Raw genomic sequence first — 14,985 nt, forward strand, 5'->3', positions numbered from 1 at the left:
GAAAATAATCGACGCGACCCCTATGCGGGCCACCCTATGCGGGCCCTAACTGAACAATCCCCATTGCAGGCGATGGTCGATCAGCATGAAGACTTTGACAGGTAGCGGTTCCAGCCAGAGGATTTTATTGTAACCCATATAAAAAACCTGGGGATGGACCACGCAGATAACCATCGTGAAAAATAAAATGAGCCGGACTGACGATGTAGAAGAGGTTTCGATCAATATAAATACGGCCAGTAATATAAACGGAAAGCCGTACGACAATGCCCTGTCGATGTCGTGGACGTAAATGCCCGTGGCTACCAGTACCGCAAAACCGGCCATGAGCGCCAGCAAAAGCCAGTAACGCCGCGTAAGGCACAGCACGACAAAAGCTGCGATCAGAATCAGCCATGTTCCTTCGAATGCACCCCAGATACTGCTTCCTAATCCATTTCGGTGGGCATTGGCCAGCAACACAGGCGTTCCGATTGTAGAGTAGGAATGGTGTGGAAAATAGGTAGTCTGTACATATTCCCGGATCGTGAAATAGATCGCCCACGCTACCCACACGACCAGGCTCTCACCCGTAAAAGCCGATTTGAGCAGTCCGGGAACCCCAAAATTGTTATTGCGGTACGCCTTGGTCCCCATCCACCACAGCAGCAAATAGCCTCCTGCCACCACAGCCCGCTCGTCGGTAAAGAATGCGATCAACAGTGATAGGAATATGACAAGCGGATTTTTACTTAATAATGCCAGTAAAAGAAAGAAAAAGGCAAATTCGTCGCCATACCCATGCACGTCTGCGAATGCCCATACGCTCACGAAGATATTGGCAATAGCCGTCACAAAGAGCGCAGTGATTACTTTATCGCCCGAAACGGAATAAACATACCCGGCAGTTTTGTAAAGGAACAATACACCCAGAACAGCCTGGATCATCAGGATCAGCAGCACATTGTGGCCTGTCAGGAATGAAAGGGCCGGCAATGTCCAGCGGAAGATCATATTCTCGCGCCGGACGTCGTAATCCATGTCTTTCGGATGCAGTATATCCTGCGCCTGATTATGGATGAAAACCCAGGCATCGAGGCTCACACCATTGCTTCTCAAATGATCGAGCAAGAGCGAATAGGGCGGAAATGCAAGAAAAAGCGACAGGGCGACAGCCAAAAAAGTGAGTTTCCACAACCAGTTCTTTCCAGACAACTGTGCTTCAATCCAAAGGAGTAACGAACCGTAAAAGTTTTCCAAAAGCATAGGACGGCTTGGCAAATAGGCTCAAATATACATTTAATGTGCGATACTCATTTCCAGCTCGGCACGATCCGGCTGCCTTCTTCGCTTTCGGTAATGCGCAGGTACGTCTGGATTTCCTGTTGCAGGTCCTCCACGTGACTGATAATGCCTACAATCCGGTTCTCTTTTCTCAATGATTTTAACGTTTCAAACACGGTTTGTAATGCATTTTTATCGAGCGATCCAAAACCTTCGTCGAGGAAGAAAAAGTTGTGTTTCGATTCGTTCCGGACGTGAATATGATCGGCCAGAGCCAGAGCCAGCGACAACGCCGCCTGAAATTTCTGCCCGCCCGAAAGCGTTTTCAGCAACCGCATATGCCCGCCATTAAGCAAGTCTCTCACCCAGAAACTGTTACCTTCTCCCAATTCGAGGTGAAGCTGCTGGTGGGTCATCTGATGGAACCGGTGGTTGGCTGCCTGGATCAGGTTTTGCAAGTAAATGCTCGACGCATAATCCACGAACCCGCTCGACCGGAAGAGTTTCGCAAGATCGTCGAGATGCTCCTTTCGGAGCTGCAAACGACCTTTTTCTGCCAGAAGCGCAGCCTTTCGGGCCAGATCTTCCGCCATTTGTTTCAACCGCCCGTCGATATTCCCCTCCTCTTTCCGCTGGGTATTCAGGTTTTGGGTCAGTGTATTTTTTAATGCTGCCACTTCCTCGTGTTTTGCCGCGTCATACTGCTCGCCCGCATGGTCTTCCAGCAGGTTTTTCAGCTCGGCACCGGTTGTTTCCAATGCCAATTTGAACTCGTCGATCGCCTGCCGCTCGGTTTCAATGCGAATCGGTTTTTGCAGGATTTCCCCTACCTGTGCTTCTGATTGGAATGCATAGGCGGCCAGCTCGCTATCGATCTTTTCCTGCACGACTAGCAGTTCGCGCCGGCTTCCCTCCAGCGCTACCAACAGTGTAGCCTGGCTCCCGGAAAGCGTATTCCGGTCCTTTTCCAACACGTCTGACCGTTTTTCCGCTTCTGCAAATGCCGTTGAAACCTGCTGATATTCGGCTTTTAATGCTGCGATCCTCTCTGAAACATCGCCTTTCTCAACAGTTTCAAACTCTGCCAGATTCACCCTCGATAACTGCTCCGAAAGCGTCTGAACTGTATTTTCGAACCTCAGAATCTCATCCCTCAATACTTGCAGCGGCTTTTCGATCTTTTCGGCTTTTTCGGCTAATGCCGTTTCTATTTGCGTCGTCAAGCCCTTCAAAATCGTTTCGCCGGCTTTGATTTCACCCTGCACGCGACTGCTTTCCGCAAAGCGCTTTTCAAAACCTTCGTGATCGGCCTTGTTGAATGCAGGCCACGCAAATGCCTCGTCGTGTGCCTTCAACCTGCCCTGGGCATCAGCATAGCGTTGTTTGATCGAAGTTTTCTGTTTTTCGAGATTTTCGATCTGGTTAAAAACGCGCTCGATCGGGGATTGCAACCGCCTTAGCAGCCTTTCCTTTTCGTCCAATGCATTCAGTTGCTTCTCAATCGCCGCTCTCTCCGCGGCCAATGCCCCGTCAGCCATCAACACCTCGGGATGGTGCAGCGAACCACAGAGCGGGCAGGGTTCTCCGTCTTCGAGGTTACCCGCATATTGATGCAACGCAACCCTGGTATTAATATGCAACAACTGCCGGTTCAGCTCTTTTCGGTTAGTTTCACCGGCCTCCAAATAACTAACGATGCCCTTTTGGAAGGTTTCTAACACCATTTCACCATCAAACTGAATGCCGAAATCGCCGGTAATCTCGTGCAAGCGCTCCGCGAGACCGTCCGTCAGAGTTTTGATCTCCGCCGCAAGCGTTTCCGCCTCCGTTTTGATCGACTGCCGGTCCGCCGCGAGGTCATCTATTTTCACAAACCACGATTTCACAAGCCCCATTTCGAGCACATCGCCCAAGCCGGCTTTGCGCTGCTCGTTGGCGGCTTCCAGCTCCTGTTTTTGCTGTTTTTGTATTTCAATGGCGTTTTCCTTCTCCTTCAACTGCTCCTCGCCACGTGCAAGCGCATCCTTCCTTTTGATAACCGCCTGAGAATGCTCCATAATCCGCATTACTTTTTCAAGCTCCTCGGCGGTCGCGAGCAGTTCCTCGCGCTTTTCATAGCGTGGTTTCAGTACTTGTAATGTCTCCTGCTGTTTCCCGAGTAATGTCTCTAGTTCTGCCAACTTCGACTGGTTAGCCGCCGAAATGCGCTCATCCCGTACTATGGCCGTTAGCAGGTTGGTTTTCTGGTCAAAAATGGATTTAAAATGCAGTGAGCAGATTTCAAAAGTCTTTAATGTCGCCTCGCGTTCCTGCATGGCTGCGCGCTGGGAATCAAGTGCCGCCAGCCGACTTTGCAGCATTTGTATTTTCTCTCCGGCAAGTTTGAGTTTCTGAAAAGTGCTTTCCAGCTCCGTCTGGATCGTCAGCTCACGGGTAACCTGCTGAATTTGCTGACGGAGCAGCTCCAACTGCTGCTCGCCTTCCTCAAGCATTTCCTTCGTTACTTCTCCAAGGCCCAGCAATTGACCGTCCACGTTCGACAATGCGAGGTTATTCCGGTTGCTCAGCGAACCTACATTCCGGCTGAGGTCATATTTTTCAAGCTGAAAGAGCTCTTTCATCATCCGCGTCCGTTCAGCATCTTTCAGTTCGATGAACTCCTGAAAGCGCCCCTGCGGAATAATAATCGTCCGGCGAAAATTGTCATAACTAAGGCCGATAATGCTCTCGGTAGATTCGCTTTCGGCCAAGGGCACCCAGTCATTCTCCCGCCAGATGTAGCCTTTCCGTTCAAAGGTTTTTACATCCTTGAAATTCTTGCTGTTCCGCTTTCCGCGTACCGTGAACCGATAGCGATCGCCGTTTTTACCTGCTATGCATTCAAAATCAATGAGCAAATCATCCGAACGGAGATTCATCATATTGTAAGTCCGGTCGTCGCCCGACTTGTTGAGCCGCTCGGTATCACCATACAATGCAAAAGTGATCGCTTCCAGAATGGAGGATTTCCCACTCCCCACAGCCCCGAATATGCCGAACAACGACGCATCCGTCAACGGATCGAAATCGATTTCCTGTTCGGTTTGGTAAGAATAAAGTCCTCTGATTTTTAAGCGTTTGGGAATCATGAATGGCTGTCGGCAGTCAGCTATCGGCCGTTGGCTTTCTGCCTGTCAAATACAGTTTTTATAAAAATTTTGCTTCAAAAACCCGACAGCCGATAGCCGACAGCCGAAGTCTACAAATTGGCGAGCAAATCATCCAGGTACTCCCGCGTATTGCTCAGCCTCGGCACCTTGTTCTGACCGCCGAGCTTGTGCTGCTTGCCCAGCCAGGCATAGAAGGTGCCGGTAGGCGCAAAATGCACTTGCGGGCGCGTGAGAGCCATATCTTTGTAACGTTTGGCATCATAATCGGAGTTGACCTCGCGTAGTGCCGCATCCAGTGCCTGCACGAATGCCTCGCGGTCTTCCGGTTCTTTGGTGAACTCGATGATCCATTCATGGCAGCCCCGAGAGCCGTCGCCCATGTACACGGGCCCGGCGGTATAGTTCGCCACCAGGGCGTCCGTCTGGTGCGCCGCTACCTTAATAGCGTGATCGGCATTCTCTACAATCACTTCCTCGCCAAATGCGTTGATAAAATGCTTCGTACGCCCGCTCACCTTCACACGGAACGGGTAAGTAGAAGTAAATTTCACCGTATCACCGATCAGGTAGCGCCAGAGTCCGGCGTTCGTCGAAATCACCATGGCGTAGTTCTTCCCTACTTCCACTTCACTCAGCAGCAATGCCCGGGGATGTTCTTTACCCAACTCTTCGATGGGTACAAATTCGTAGAAAATACCGTAATCGAGCATCAGCAACATTTCTCCTACCCTATTAATATCGTCCTGGATCGCGAAAAAGCCCTCCGAGGCGCTGTACGTTTCGAGGTATAATACCTGATCGGAAGGGAAATATTTGGTCATAAACAAATCACGGTAGGGTTCGAATGAAACCGCTCCATGCACGAAAACCTCGAAATCCGGCCAGATTTCGAGCATATTTTTCTTACCGGTACGTTCAAGGATCTGGTCAAGCAACACGATCGTCCAGGTAGGCACGCCGAGAATGCTGGTTACGTTCTCCTGCGAGCATATCGACGCCATTTTGTCCAGCTTGCTTTCCCAATGGTCCATTAAAGCCACTTCCAAAGGCGGCGTCCGCATAAATTCCGCCCAGGAAGGCAGGTTCTGCATAATGACCGCCGACACATCGCCGATCTGGGTATAATCGTCAAAAGGATTGGCATGCAAAGTCCCGCCGATCGAAAGACCTTTCCCATCAAAAACGCGGGTATCGGGGCGGTTGTTAATCAACAGGGTCATCATATCCTTTCCGCCCTCGTAATGGCATTCTTCCAATGCCTCCGGCGAAACGGGCAGGAATTTACTCCGCGCATTCGTGGTACCCGACGATTTGGAAAACCATTCGATCGGCGACGGCCATAGCACATTCGGCTCGCCTTTCAGGACGCGCTCGATGTAGGGATAAAGTTGCTCGTAAGCCGAAATAGGTACCTGTTCCTGAAATTCCTTGACCGATTTGATCTGACCGTAGTTATAGCGGCTGCCCCATTCGGTGTAACGGGCTGTTTCGATCAACTCGGAAAATATACGCTGCTGGGTTTCAATGGGGTACTTCATAAACTGTTCGATCCGTTCGAAGCGCCGCTTCATAAACCAGACAGTCATATCATTTACCAGCTTCATAAAGGTCAATTAGTTAGAAATACGCAAGTTTGTAAAAATAGCAATAAAAAATGGTGAGAGAACAGTTGCAAGCCGTTCTCTCACCATTCTGAAAATTTTACCAGCAGGCCGTTATCTGTCGAAGAACATGTTGCTGCCGCCCGCCTTCCGGCTGACAGATGACGACAGTTCCGCGCTTGCTTCCTCCGCCAGTACGCGTGCGCTCCGGAGTTGGCGTGTCACATGCGTACCCGTGATCTGAAAGAGCGCCTCTCCCAGCAAAGGATCGCGTGGATCGCCGTACGGGTAAAGAATATTCCCTTCGCTAACCTTCACATCCGGCTCAAAGCCAACATGGTAATCCGACTTTTTATCCCTGTTCAACGATTTGGAGACGATCGGCTGCAAACCCACTTTAATACCATTCTTTTCATCACTAATTGTTACCGACCCCACATTTTTGCCGACCGTTTTTCCTCCGACCAATGTCACGGTCATAAAAGGCTTCAACCCGTTGATAACCAACTCGCTCGCAGAGGCAGTTCGCGACGATACGAGTATTACGAGGTGTTTCAGGTCACTACCTACATTCTGACTTTTGGATACAAATTTGTCGTAGAAATAGGTCTCCCCATATTTTTTGAGGCTCGTTTCGGTCACCTGCTTGTTGTATTCTTTGTAATAAAATACGTCGTTGGCCGTCACCTTGCCCATAAGGCTCGCCAGGTTAGTTGCGGAACTCACATAACCTCCCGGGTTGTAGCGCAAGTCGAGGACCAATGCATTGATGTTACTGTTTTTGAACTCCGAGAAAATCGCATCCAGTTTCTTGTCGTACGCTTTGTTGCTGGTTTGATAAGGCTCGGGAATAAACTGGTGATAAACCACATAACCGATTTTGCTCGCCCCGATCGTGTAAACCGAGTCGAAAAACACAGGGTCCTCCTGCAATACGATGGGCGTCACGTCACGCGTCGTCGTGGTTTCTTTCAATGTGCCGTCCTTGATGTCGGCCAAAGTGTAGGTGGCCTTGTTCTCGGTATTCAATAGTTTTGAATAGTTCGAATCCGTCATTTTCTGGCCATTCACGCTACTGAAAACATCGCCCCGCACAAAGCCGGCCTTGGCGGCGGGGGAATCCGGGATCACATAAAGCACAATACCGACAACATTACTGGTATTAGCCGGGAAATACACCAGCTTATATTCCATCCCGCTGGTTTTCGATTCGCCGCCCAAAGAGGCCTCCAGTTCCTTCGCACTCTCCTGCATCCACGAAAACCGGTCGCCGTCGGGGCGCGCTGTTGCGTCATACTTATAAAGAAGTGAATTAAAAAAGTCGCTCGGCGTTTTGTTGTAATCGGGCGACGCGGTGATATGATCTGTCCAGTAATACCAGTATTTCATATTGGTATAAATCCACTGGTTGGTTTCTGTGTCGTTTTTGGGATCTGCGTTTTTCTCCTTGCAGGAAAAAACGAGCACGACGAGTAACATGACAGGCAGGAAAAGTCTCAGTTTCATAGATTTCCGTTCATTTCTAAAAATACCTCTTCAATAATGCGGCAAGCTGCGTCCATCTGCGGCTCATTGATCACCAATGGCGGTGCGAAACGAATTTTGTTGCCGTGCGTAGGCTTGCACAACAGCCCTTTTTCCATCATTTTATAACAAAGGTCCATGGCCGTGCTGCTATCCTCGGAGTCGTTGATCACGATCGCATTCAGCAATCCTTTCCCTCTAACGCTTTCGATCAGAGAACATTGTTTCTGAAGCTCCTGCATTCTCCCACGGAAGATCACGCCCATTTGTTCGGCATTTTCGGCCAGGTTTTCGTCCTGAACCACCTCTAACGCAGCTATCGTTACTGCACAGGCCAACGGATTGCCGCCATAGGTGGAGCCGTGCTCGCCCGGAGCGATCGTCAGCATGATTTCATCATCGGCAAATGCAGCCGAAACCGGCATCGTACCACCCGATAATGCCTTTCCGAGGACAAGGATATCAGGTTTCACGCCCTCCCAATCGCACGCCAGTCGCTTACCCGTGCGCCCGATGCCGGTTTGCACTTCGTCGGCGATGAACAGGACATTGTATTGGGTACACAAATCGCGCACGCCTTTCAGGTAACCCTCCTCGGGCACCACCACTCCGGCTTCGCCCTGGATGGGCTCCACCATGAAACCGGCAATGTTCGGGTCGTTTTTCAGCAGATTTTCAAGGGCATGAAGGTCGTTATAAGGAATGATTTCATAACCAGGCAGGAACGGACCGTAATCGTTGGTCGACGAAGGGTCTGTGGAAGAGGATATCGCCGCCAGCGTCCTGCCCCAGAAATTGCCGGCGGCATAAACTGTTTTCGCCTTTCCGGGCTCGATCCCCTTTACCTTATATGCCCATTTCCGGGTTAGTTTCAACGCAGTTTCGCCGCCCTCAACGCCCGAGTTCATCATCAGGACCTTATCATATCCGAAATAATCGCAAAGGAACTTCTCGCATTCACCGAGGCGGTCGTTGTAGAATGCACGGGACGTAAGCGTCAACTTTCGTGCCTGAGCAACCATTGCGTCCACGATCTTCGGATGGCAATGCCCCTGGCTCACGGCGCTGTATGCCGACAGGAAATCGAAATACTGCCTCCCTTCCACATCCCACAAAAAAACGCCCTCGCCCCGTTGGATCACTACGGGCATCGGCTTGTAGTTATGCGCTCCATACCGGTATTCCAGCTCCATAGCATGTTGGGAGGTGCTGATATCGGTCGTGTCTGTATAGCTTTCCATTTTGATATTCAAATAGTTAAGAAGTTCATTTCGAGATATGTAAAATTACGGAAAACACCATTAAAATGCGGATACGCCCAAAATATGTAATGAATTTAATTGGTTATATTTGTTTATCAGGTAATGCAAACATCATCAAGGAACAACCATGAAGCTCAAATATATTTCTGACAGCAAGGGAGTAACCCGCGGCGTTTATATCCCAATTGGAGACTGGAATGCCCTGAAATCCAAGTATCAGGAGATCGAACAAGAGGAAGATCATTCAATCCCGGACTGGGTCGCGGACATCTTGATGCAGAGAATGGAAGATTATGAAAATGGACTGGAAGATGAAATGGATTTAGTGGAGGCCATGAAAGAAATTGAAAAAGACCTTTAATGTATAGAAACCATATTCTTCGCTCAGCCAGGAAGGATATCAGGGAAGCAGCACACTGGTACAATGACCAGAAACCTGGTTTAGGCAAGCGATTCACACACTATATCACGAAGAAAATCGAGTTGATCTGTGAAAACCCTCACATATATCAAGTTCGAAGAGCAAACATGCGTGCGGCGATCGTACCGGTCTTTCCGTTTTTGATCTTTTTTAACGTCGATGAAAAACGGCGGATCGTTTCTGTGGTCGGTGTCTTTCATTCGAGTCTGAATCCGCAAAGGTGGCAATCACGTGAACAATAACCTGCTTTTCCTAGAATCTTCGCTTCACAAGCATTAATTTTGCAACATAATCTCAAGGGGTGCCCCACCGAACGGGCTGAGATCATACCCATTTAACCTGATCCGGGTAATGCCGGCGTAGGGAGAGAAAGCCAGGAACGGCTGTTTTCTGTTTAACATTTTATCGAACATTCTGATAGGTGGCCCCTGCCTGTTGTAATTATTGATCGCAATGCGAAAAATTACTGCCTATCTGCTGGCGCTGGCGCTCAGCACCAGCTCACTCCTCACTTTTGCACAAAAAAGTGTCTCCGGCCATGTGATCGATGCCGAAGACGGCAAACCGCTACCCGGCGCGACCATTAAAGCCGGCGAAATCCGTGGTACGAGCACCGACAAGGATGGCCATTTTATTTTGAAAAACATCTCCGAAAATATCGATGCCCTCGATATTTCCTATATCGGCTATCAAACTTCAAAAATTACGATCGGCACTTCAAATGAACTGGAAATCAAGCTTAACAAAAGTACTTATCAGGCAGACGAGGTGATCATCAATGCCACCCGCGTGAACGACAAAACCGGTATGGCTTATACCAATGTGACCGCCGCGCAAATCGACAAGCAGAATATGGGACAGGACCTGCCGGTACTGCTCAACTTCTCGCCATCCCTCGTAAGCACGAGCGACGCAGGTGGGGGCGTGGGCTACACGGGTATACGCATACGTGGCTCCGATGCGACGCGCATTAATGTGACCGTGAATGGTATCCCTTATAATGACGCGGAAAGCCAGGGCGTTTTCTGGGTGAATATGCCGGATTTCGCCTCGTCGGTGAGCAGCATTCAGATCCAACGTGGTGTCGGAACTTCCACCAATGGCGCCGGTGCCTTTGGCGCTTCGGTGAATATCAATACCAATGCATTTCGTGAAACGGCTTATGCGGAGCTGAATAACTCTTACGGCTCATTCAACACATTCAAAAACACCTTGAAAGTGGGTTCGGGACTTATCAAGGACAAGTTTACATTTGATGCGCGGCTGTCGCGGGTATCATCCGACGGCTTTGTAGACCGTGCTTCTTCGGAACTGCACTCCTACTACCTATCAGGCGGGTATTTTGGTAAAAAAAGTTTTGTACGGGTCAATGTATTCTCGGGTAAAGAACGTACCTACCAATCCTGGAACGGCGTGCCGGAAGCCAAGCTGCGTGGCGATCGGGAAGGTATCCTTGCGTACATCGAGCGGAATGCGCTGGGTGAAAAAGATGCGCAAAACCTGCTCAATTCCGATAACCGGACTTATAATTCTTACACCTACAAAAACGAGGTAGACAACTACCGTCAGGATCACTATCAGATCGTTTCTTCTCATAACCTGAGTAATAAACTGACGTTTAACCTCAATGCTTTTCTCGTCCGCGGGCTGGGCTATTATGAGCAATATCGTTCGGGAGACGATTACAGCAAGTACAATCTTCCCAATGTCATCATCGGCAAAGACACCCTCACCAGCACCGACTTCATCCGTCGCCGCTGGCTGGATAATTACTTTTACGGAACTACATTCTCTTTCGATTACAACAGTTTCAAAAAGCTCACTGCCAGCTTCGGCGGCGGCTGGAACCAGTACGACGGCGACCATTACGGCCAGATTATCTGGGCGCGCAATGCTGGAAACATCGAGAATGAGCACCAATATTATTTCAGTACTGGCAAAAAGAAGGATTTCAACCTGTACGGAAAGCTTTACTATGCATTCACGGACCGGCTGACGGCTTTTGGCGATTTGCAATACCGTCGTGTGAGCCACGCCATCCACGGGACAGACAATGATCTCGTTCAACTCGCGTTCGATCAGTCGTATTCGTTCTTTAATCCAAAGGCGGGTCTTACTTATCAATTGGCTGAACAAAGTTCCGTTTATGCATCTTACAGCATCGGTAACCGCGAGCCGAACCGAGATGATTTCACATCCTCAACCGCCAATCTGTTCCCCAAAAGCGAGCGCTTGCAGAATGTAGAAGCAGGTTTCCGCACACAGCAAGGCAAATGGGCATTCGCGGCGAACTACTATTTAATGAGTTATAAAAACCAACTCGTACTCACCGGCCAGATCAACGACGTGGGTGGCTCCGTGCGCGTGAACGTACCGAAGAGCTACCGCACCGGTATCGAACTGGAAGGTGCCGTGGTTTTCAACAATCACCTGAAATGGAACGCGAACGCAACGTTCAGCCAGAACAAGATCAAAAACTTTACAGAATACATTGTCGACTATGATAATGGCGGATACAAGATGGTCGATCACGGCAAATCGGATATTTCATTTTCACCAAATGTGATCGCAGGAAGCCAGTTTACTTACTCTCTGCGTAAAAACCTGGAATTGGCTTTGCTGACCAAGTATGTCGGGAAACAATACCTGGACAACACCTCCACGGAAAGCCGCAAACTCGACGCTTACCTGACCAACGATATTCGCCTTTCCTGGACCATCAAACCATCGTGGGCGAACGAAATTGCATTCAATCTGCTCGTCAATAATGTACTGGACGAGAAATATGAATCGAACGGTTATACCTACGGTTATATGTACGGAGGCGTGCTCACGCAGGAGAATTTCTACTTTCCGCAAGCCGGGCGAAATTTCCTGATCGGGGTTAATTTCAGGTTCTAGAACTACATGCCAATACTTTTCAAGCGGTTTCGGCAACACTTGCCGGAGCCGCTTTTTATTTCTTAACTTGCTGAAGTTTAAGATTTCACTACACACATTTCACTAATTATGCCTTTCGAAGATCAAGAACTTATCGGAATCGGAACTGGAGTCTATACGCTCACCGACATATCCACCATCCTCGGACTAACACCTGCCAAGGTAAGCAGGTGGATAAACGAATATTGGAATCTTCATTTCAGTAAAACAGCACAACCTAGCTTCACAAGCGGCGCAGGGCGCGACAGGGTTACCAATTTTCTTACGCTTATAGAGTTCTTTACATTTTACCAGCTCCGGGAAGAAGGAGTTAGTGCCCAGAGAATTGTAAAGGCGCACCATATTCTTGCGAAAACCTTTCAAACACCGTACCCTTTTGCCAAATCCCAAATTTTAACCGACGGCAAGGCTGTTTTGTTTTCCGGAGAAGTCGGCAACATCATCCATGCGGATGAGACGTTACAGATAGCAATCAAGGAAATTTTGTCCCCATTTTGTAAAAAAGTCGACTTCAATCAAAATGATATGGCTGCGCGATTTTTCCCAATGGGGCGAAATCATGATGTTGTGATCGATCCAAAAAGGCAGTTTGGACAACCAATTATAGAGGGAACAAATATATTGACAGAAACTATCTTCAATCTTTTCAGGGGCGGCGAGTCGGTTAGCATGATTAGCAGACTTTACAACCTAAAGCCTGGGCAAGTGAATGACGCTATCAACTATCACCGGGCGGCAGCATGACAAAAATTTACATCGACGAAAACATCTCACCGCACATTGCCGTGGGGCTGGCTATCCTTGAAAAACCAAATGGAGACCAATTTGAAGTGCATTCGATAGAAAGTACCTTCGGACGTGGTGCCAAAGATGAAGAATGGTTACCCAAAATTGGTGAGGAGGGTGCTGTTGTTATTACCCAGGATCTCAATATTCACCGCACGAGAAGTCAACGCGAATTATTTGAAAAGTTTAATGTTGGAGTATTTTTCCTGAGCCTGCCATCCAAAACCGGCTACCAGTATTGGGAAATGGTTGAACAGATCATCAAACGTTGGCGCGATATTAAGAAGCATTGTAAAGGGAAACGGCCATTTGCATTTAGGTGCACATCGCGAGGCAATGACTTTGAGCGACTATAAATACACCTCACCACTCCGCCATAACCACTTTCTCCCTACCTTTGCCGCATGAATCTGAAAAATGACCTTTTGCTTCGGGCGGCACGGGGGGAGAAGACCGAACGTACGCCTGTTTGGATGATGCGCCAGGCCGGACGCATCCTTGCAGAATACCGGGCCGTTCGCGAGAAAGCCGGAAGTTTTATCAACCTTGCCACTACTCCTGAAATGGCAGCGGAAGTGACCCTGCAACCCGTCGACTTGCTGGGTGTGGACGCTGCCATAATATTTTCCGATATCCTGGTCATTCCCGAGGCGATGGGACTGCCTTATGAAATGGTGGAACAACGCGGGCCCGTTTTCCCAAGCACGGTGCATACGTTGGGCGACCTGCAAAAACTACATATTGCCGAGCCGGAAACGGACCTGAAATATGTACTGGACGCTATTAAGATTACGAAGGAAGGCCTCGCAGGCCGCGTTCCGCTGATCGGTTTCGCGGGTGCACCCTTCACGATCTTCTGCTACATGACGGAAGGTAAAGGCTCCAAGACCTTCTCGGTTGCGAAAAAGCATCTGTACGCCAATCCCGAATTTTCGCATACATTATTACAACAAATCACCGACAGCACGATCGCCTATCTCAAAGCGCAGATCGCTGCCGGTGCCGACATTGTACAACTTTTCGATTCCTGGGCGGGCATTTTGTCGCCGGAGCAATATCGCGTATTCTCGCTGCCTTACATCAAACAGATTTGCGACGCCATTACCGAAGTACCGGTGACTGTTTTCGCCAAAGGGGCATTCTTCGCCAGAAAAGAAATTGGTGAACTGAACTGCTCGGTAGTGGGTCTCGACTGGAATATGGACATCGCCGAGTCGCGCGAGCTGATCCCGAACAAAACTTTACAAGGTAACCTTGACCCCTGCGTACTGTATTCTTCGTACGACCAGATCCGGGCGGAGGTGAAGAAAATGGTGAACCAGTTTGGTACACAGCGTTACATTGCCAACCTCGGTCACGGCGTTTATCCCGACACCGACCCCGACAAGGTACGGTGCTTCATCGAGGCGGTTAAAGAGTATTCTTCCCTGTAAATATGGCTTTGCACCAAAACAAATGCATATTCCTCGACCGCGACGGAGTACTGAACGAGGATTGCCCGGATTATTTGTACAAGCTGGAAGAGCTCGTTATTCCCGAAGGGGTTGTGGACGCATTGCGAATGCTGAAAGAGGCTGGTTTCCTGTTAATTGTCATCACAAACCAGGCGGGTATCGCCAAGGGGCTTTACACGGCGGATGATGTTTATGCTATTCACGAAGCTATGCAAGACGCTTCGGGTAATGCCCTCGACGACCTGTATTTCTCACCTTATCACCCCGCCTATTCCGGCAACTCATTGTCGCGGAAGCCGGGATCTTTACTGATTGAGAAGGCCATTGCTAAATATGATATCGATCCCGCGCAATCATGGATGATCGGCGACCGGGACAGGGATATGGAAGCAGGAAAGAATGTGGGTTTGAAAACGGTTCACATCATCCCGAATGCAGAAGAATCGACGGGAGATTATACCGCTGTGAATTTACTGGAAGCAGCCAGACTGATATTGAAGCAGTAAATTAAGCTTTTACTACCGGCGCAGGCTGCGTTTTCTGTATTGATCCGTAAGCAGGGCAGGCGTGTTTGGTGCAAGATGA

At 49.2% G+C, this 14,985-nt stretch carries 12 protein-coding genes and 1 riboswitch; of the genes, 7 read left to right on the forward strand and 5 right to left on the reverse strand.

What is annotated here, in order from left to right:
- Positions 1–45: 45 nt before the first annotated feature.
- The 5 genes from J7619_RS16455 to rocD all read right to left on the reverse strand — a co-directional run bounded on the left by J7619_RS16455 (position 46) and on the right by rocD (position 8,778).
- On the reverse strand, positions 46–1,245 hold the full coding sequence (locus J7619_RS16455) for a hypothetical protein (RefSeq protein WP_291200624.1): 1,200 nt from the start codon (positions 1,243–1,245) through the stop codon (positions 46–48).
- 47 nt (positions 1,246–1,292) lie between these two features.
- A complete protein-coding gene (locus tag J7619_RS16460) occupies positions 1,293–4,391 on the reverse strand; it encodes an SMC family ATPase (protein ID WP_291200628.1) in 3,099 nt (1,032 codons plus the stop codon).
- Between the two features lie 110 nt (positions 4,392–4,501).
- Positions 4,502–6,016, reverse strand: a complete 1,515-nt coding sequence (locus J7619_RS16465; protein WP_291200630.1) for a GH3 auxin-responsive promoter family protein — start codon at positions 6,014–6,016, stop codon at positions 4,502–4,504.
- Between the two features lie 111 nt (positions 6,017–6,127).
- On the reverse strand, positions 6,128–7,519 hold the full coding sequence (locus J7619_RS16470; RefSeq protein ID WP_291200633.1) for a S41 family peptidase: 1,392 nt from the start codon (positions 7,517–7,519) through the stop codon (positions 6,128–6,130).
- Positions 7,516–8,778: an ornithine--oxo-acid transaminase gene (gene rocD / locus J7619_RS16475; RefSeq protein ID WP_291200635.1), complete on the reverse strand. Its 1,263-nt coding sequence runs from the start codon at positions 8,776–8,778 to the stop codon at positions 7,516–7,518. The genes J7619_RS16470 and rocD overlap by 4 nt, the downstream gene beginning before the upstream one ends.
- Before the next feature lie 148 nt (positions 8,779–8,926).
- Here rocD and J7619_RS16480 point away from each other — a divergent pair, with 148 nt between their 5' ends.
- From J7619_RS16480 to J7619_RS16505, 7 genes are all read left to right on the forward strand, one after another.
- Positions 8,927–9,160, forward strand: a complete 234-nt coding sequence (locus tag J7619_RS16480) for a hypothetical protein (protein ID WP_291200638.1) — start codon at positions 8,927–8,929, stop codon at positions 9,158–9,160.
- Positions 9,160–9,462: a type II toxin-antitoxin system RelE/ParE family toxin gene (locus J7619_RS32270; RefSeq protein WP_409012739.1), complete on the forward strand. Its 303-nt coding sequence runs from the start codon at positions 9,160–9,162 to the stop codon at positions 9,460–9,462. Before J7619_RS16480 ends, J7619_RS32270 begins: the two co-directional genes overlap by 1 nt.
- Before the next feature lie 45 nt (positions 9,463–9,507).
- Positions 9,508–9,602, forward strand: a riboswitch (TPP riboswitch).
- A 71-nt stretch (positions 9,603–9,673) separates the two neighbouring features.
- Positions 9,674–12,121 (forward strand): TonB-dependent receptor, encoded by a 2,448-nt coding sequence (locus tag J7619_RS16485; RefSeq protein ID WP_291200641.1) that lies wholly within the window; start codon positions 9,674–9,676, stop codon positions 12,119–12,121.
- 108 nt (positions 12,122–12,229) lie between these two features.
- Complete coding sequence (locus J7619_RS16490; protein ID WP_291200643.1) at positions 12,230–12,904, forward strand: DUF433 domain-containing protein; 675 nt, start codon at positions 12,230–12,232, stop codon at positions 12,902–12,904.
- A complete protein-coding gene (locus J7619_RS16495; RefSeq protein ID WP_291200646.1) occupies positions 12,901–13,302 on the forward strand; it encodes a hypothetical protein in 402 nt (133 codons plus the stop codon). The genes J7619_RS16490 and J7619_RS16495 overlap by 4 nt, the downstream gene beginning before the upstream one ends.
- Positions 13,303–13,350: 48 nt before the next feature.
- The gene (gene hemE, locus J7619_RS16500; protein ID WP_291200649.1) at positions 13,351–14,379 is read left to right on the forward strand and encodes a uroporphyrinogen decarboxylase; all 1,029 of its coding nucleotides are present in this window, start codon (positions 13,351–13,353) and stop codon (positions 14,377–14,379) included.
- Between the two features lie 2 nt (positions 14,380–14,381).
- A complete protein-coding gene (locus J7619_RS16505) occupies positions 14,382–14,906 on the forward strand; it encodes an HAD family hydrolase (protein ID WP_291200652.1) in 525 nt (174 codons plus the stop codon).
- Positions 14,907–14,985: the final 79 nt, after the last annotated feature.

Source organism: Dyadobacter sp., assembly GCF_017744695.1.
Lineage (GTDB): Bacteria > Bacteroidota > Bacteroidia > Cytophagales > Spirosomataceae > Dyadobacter.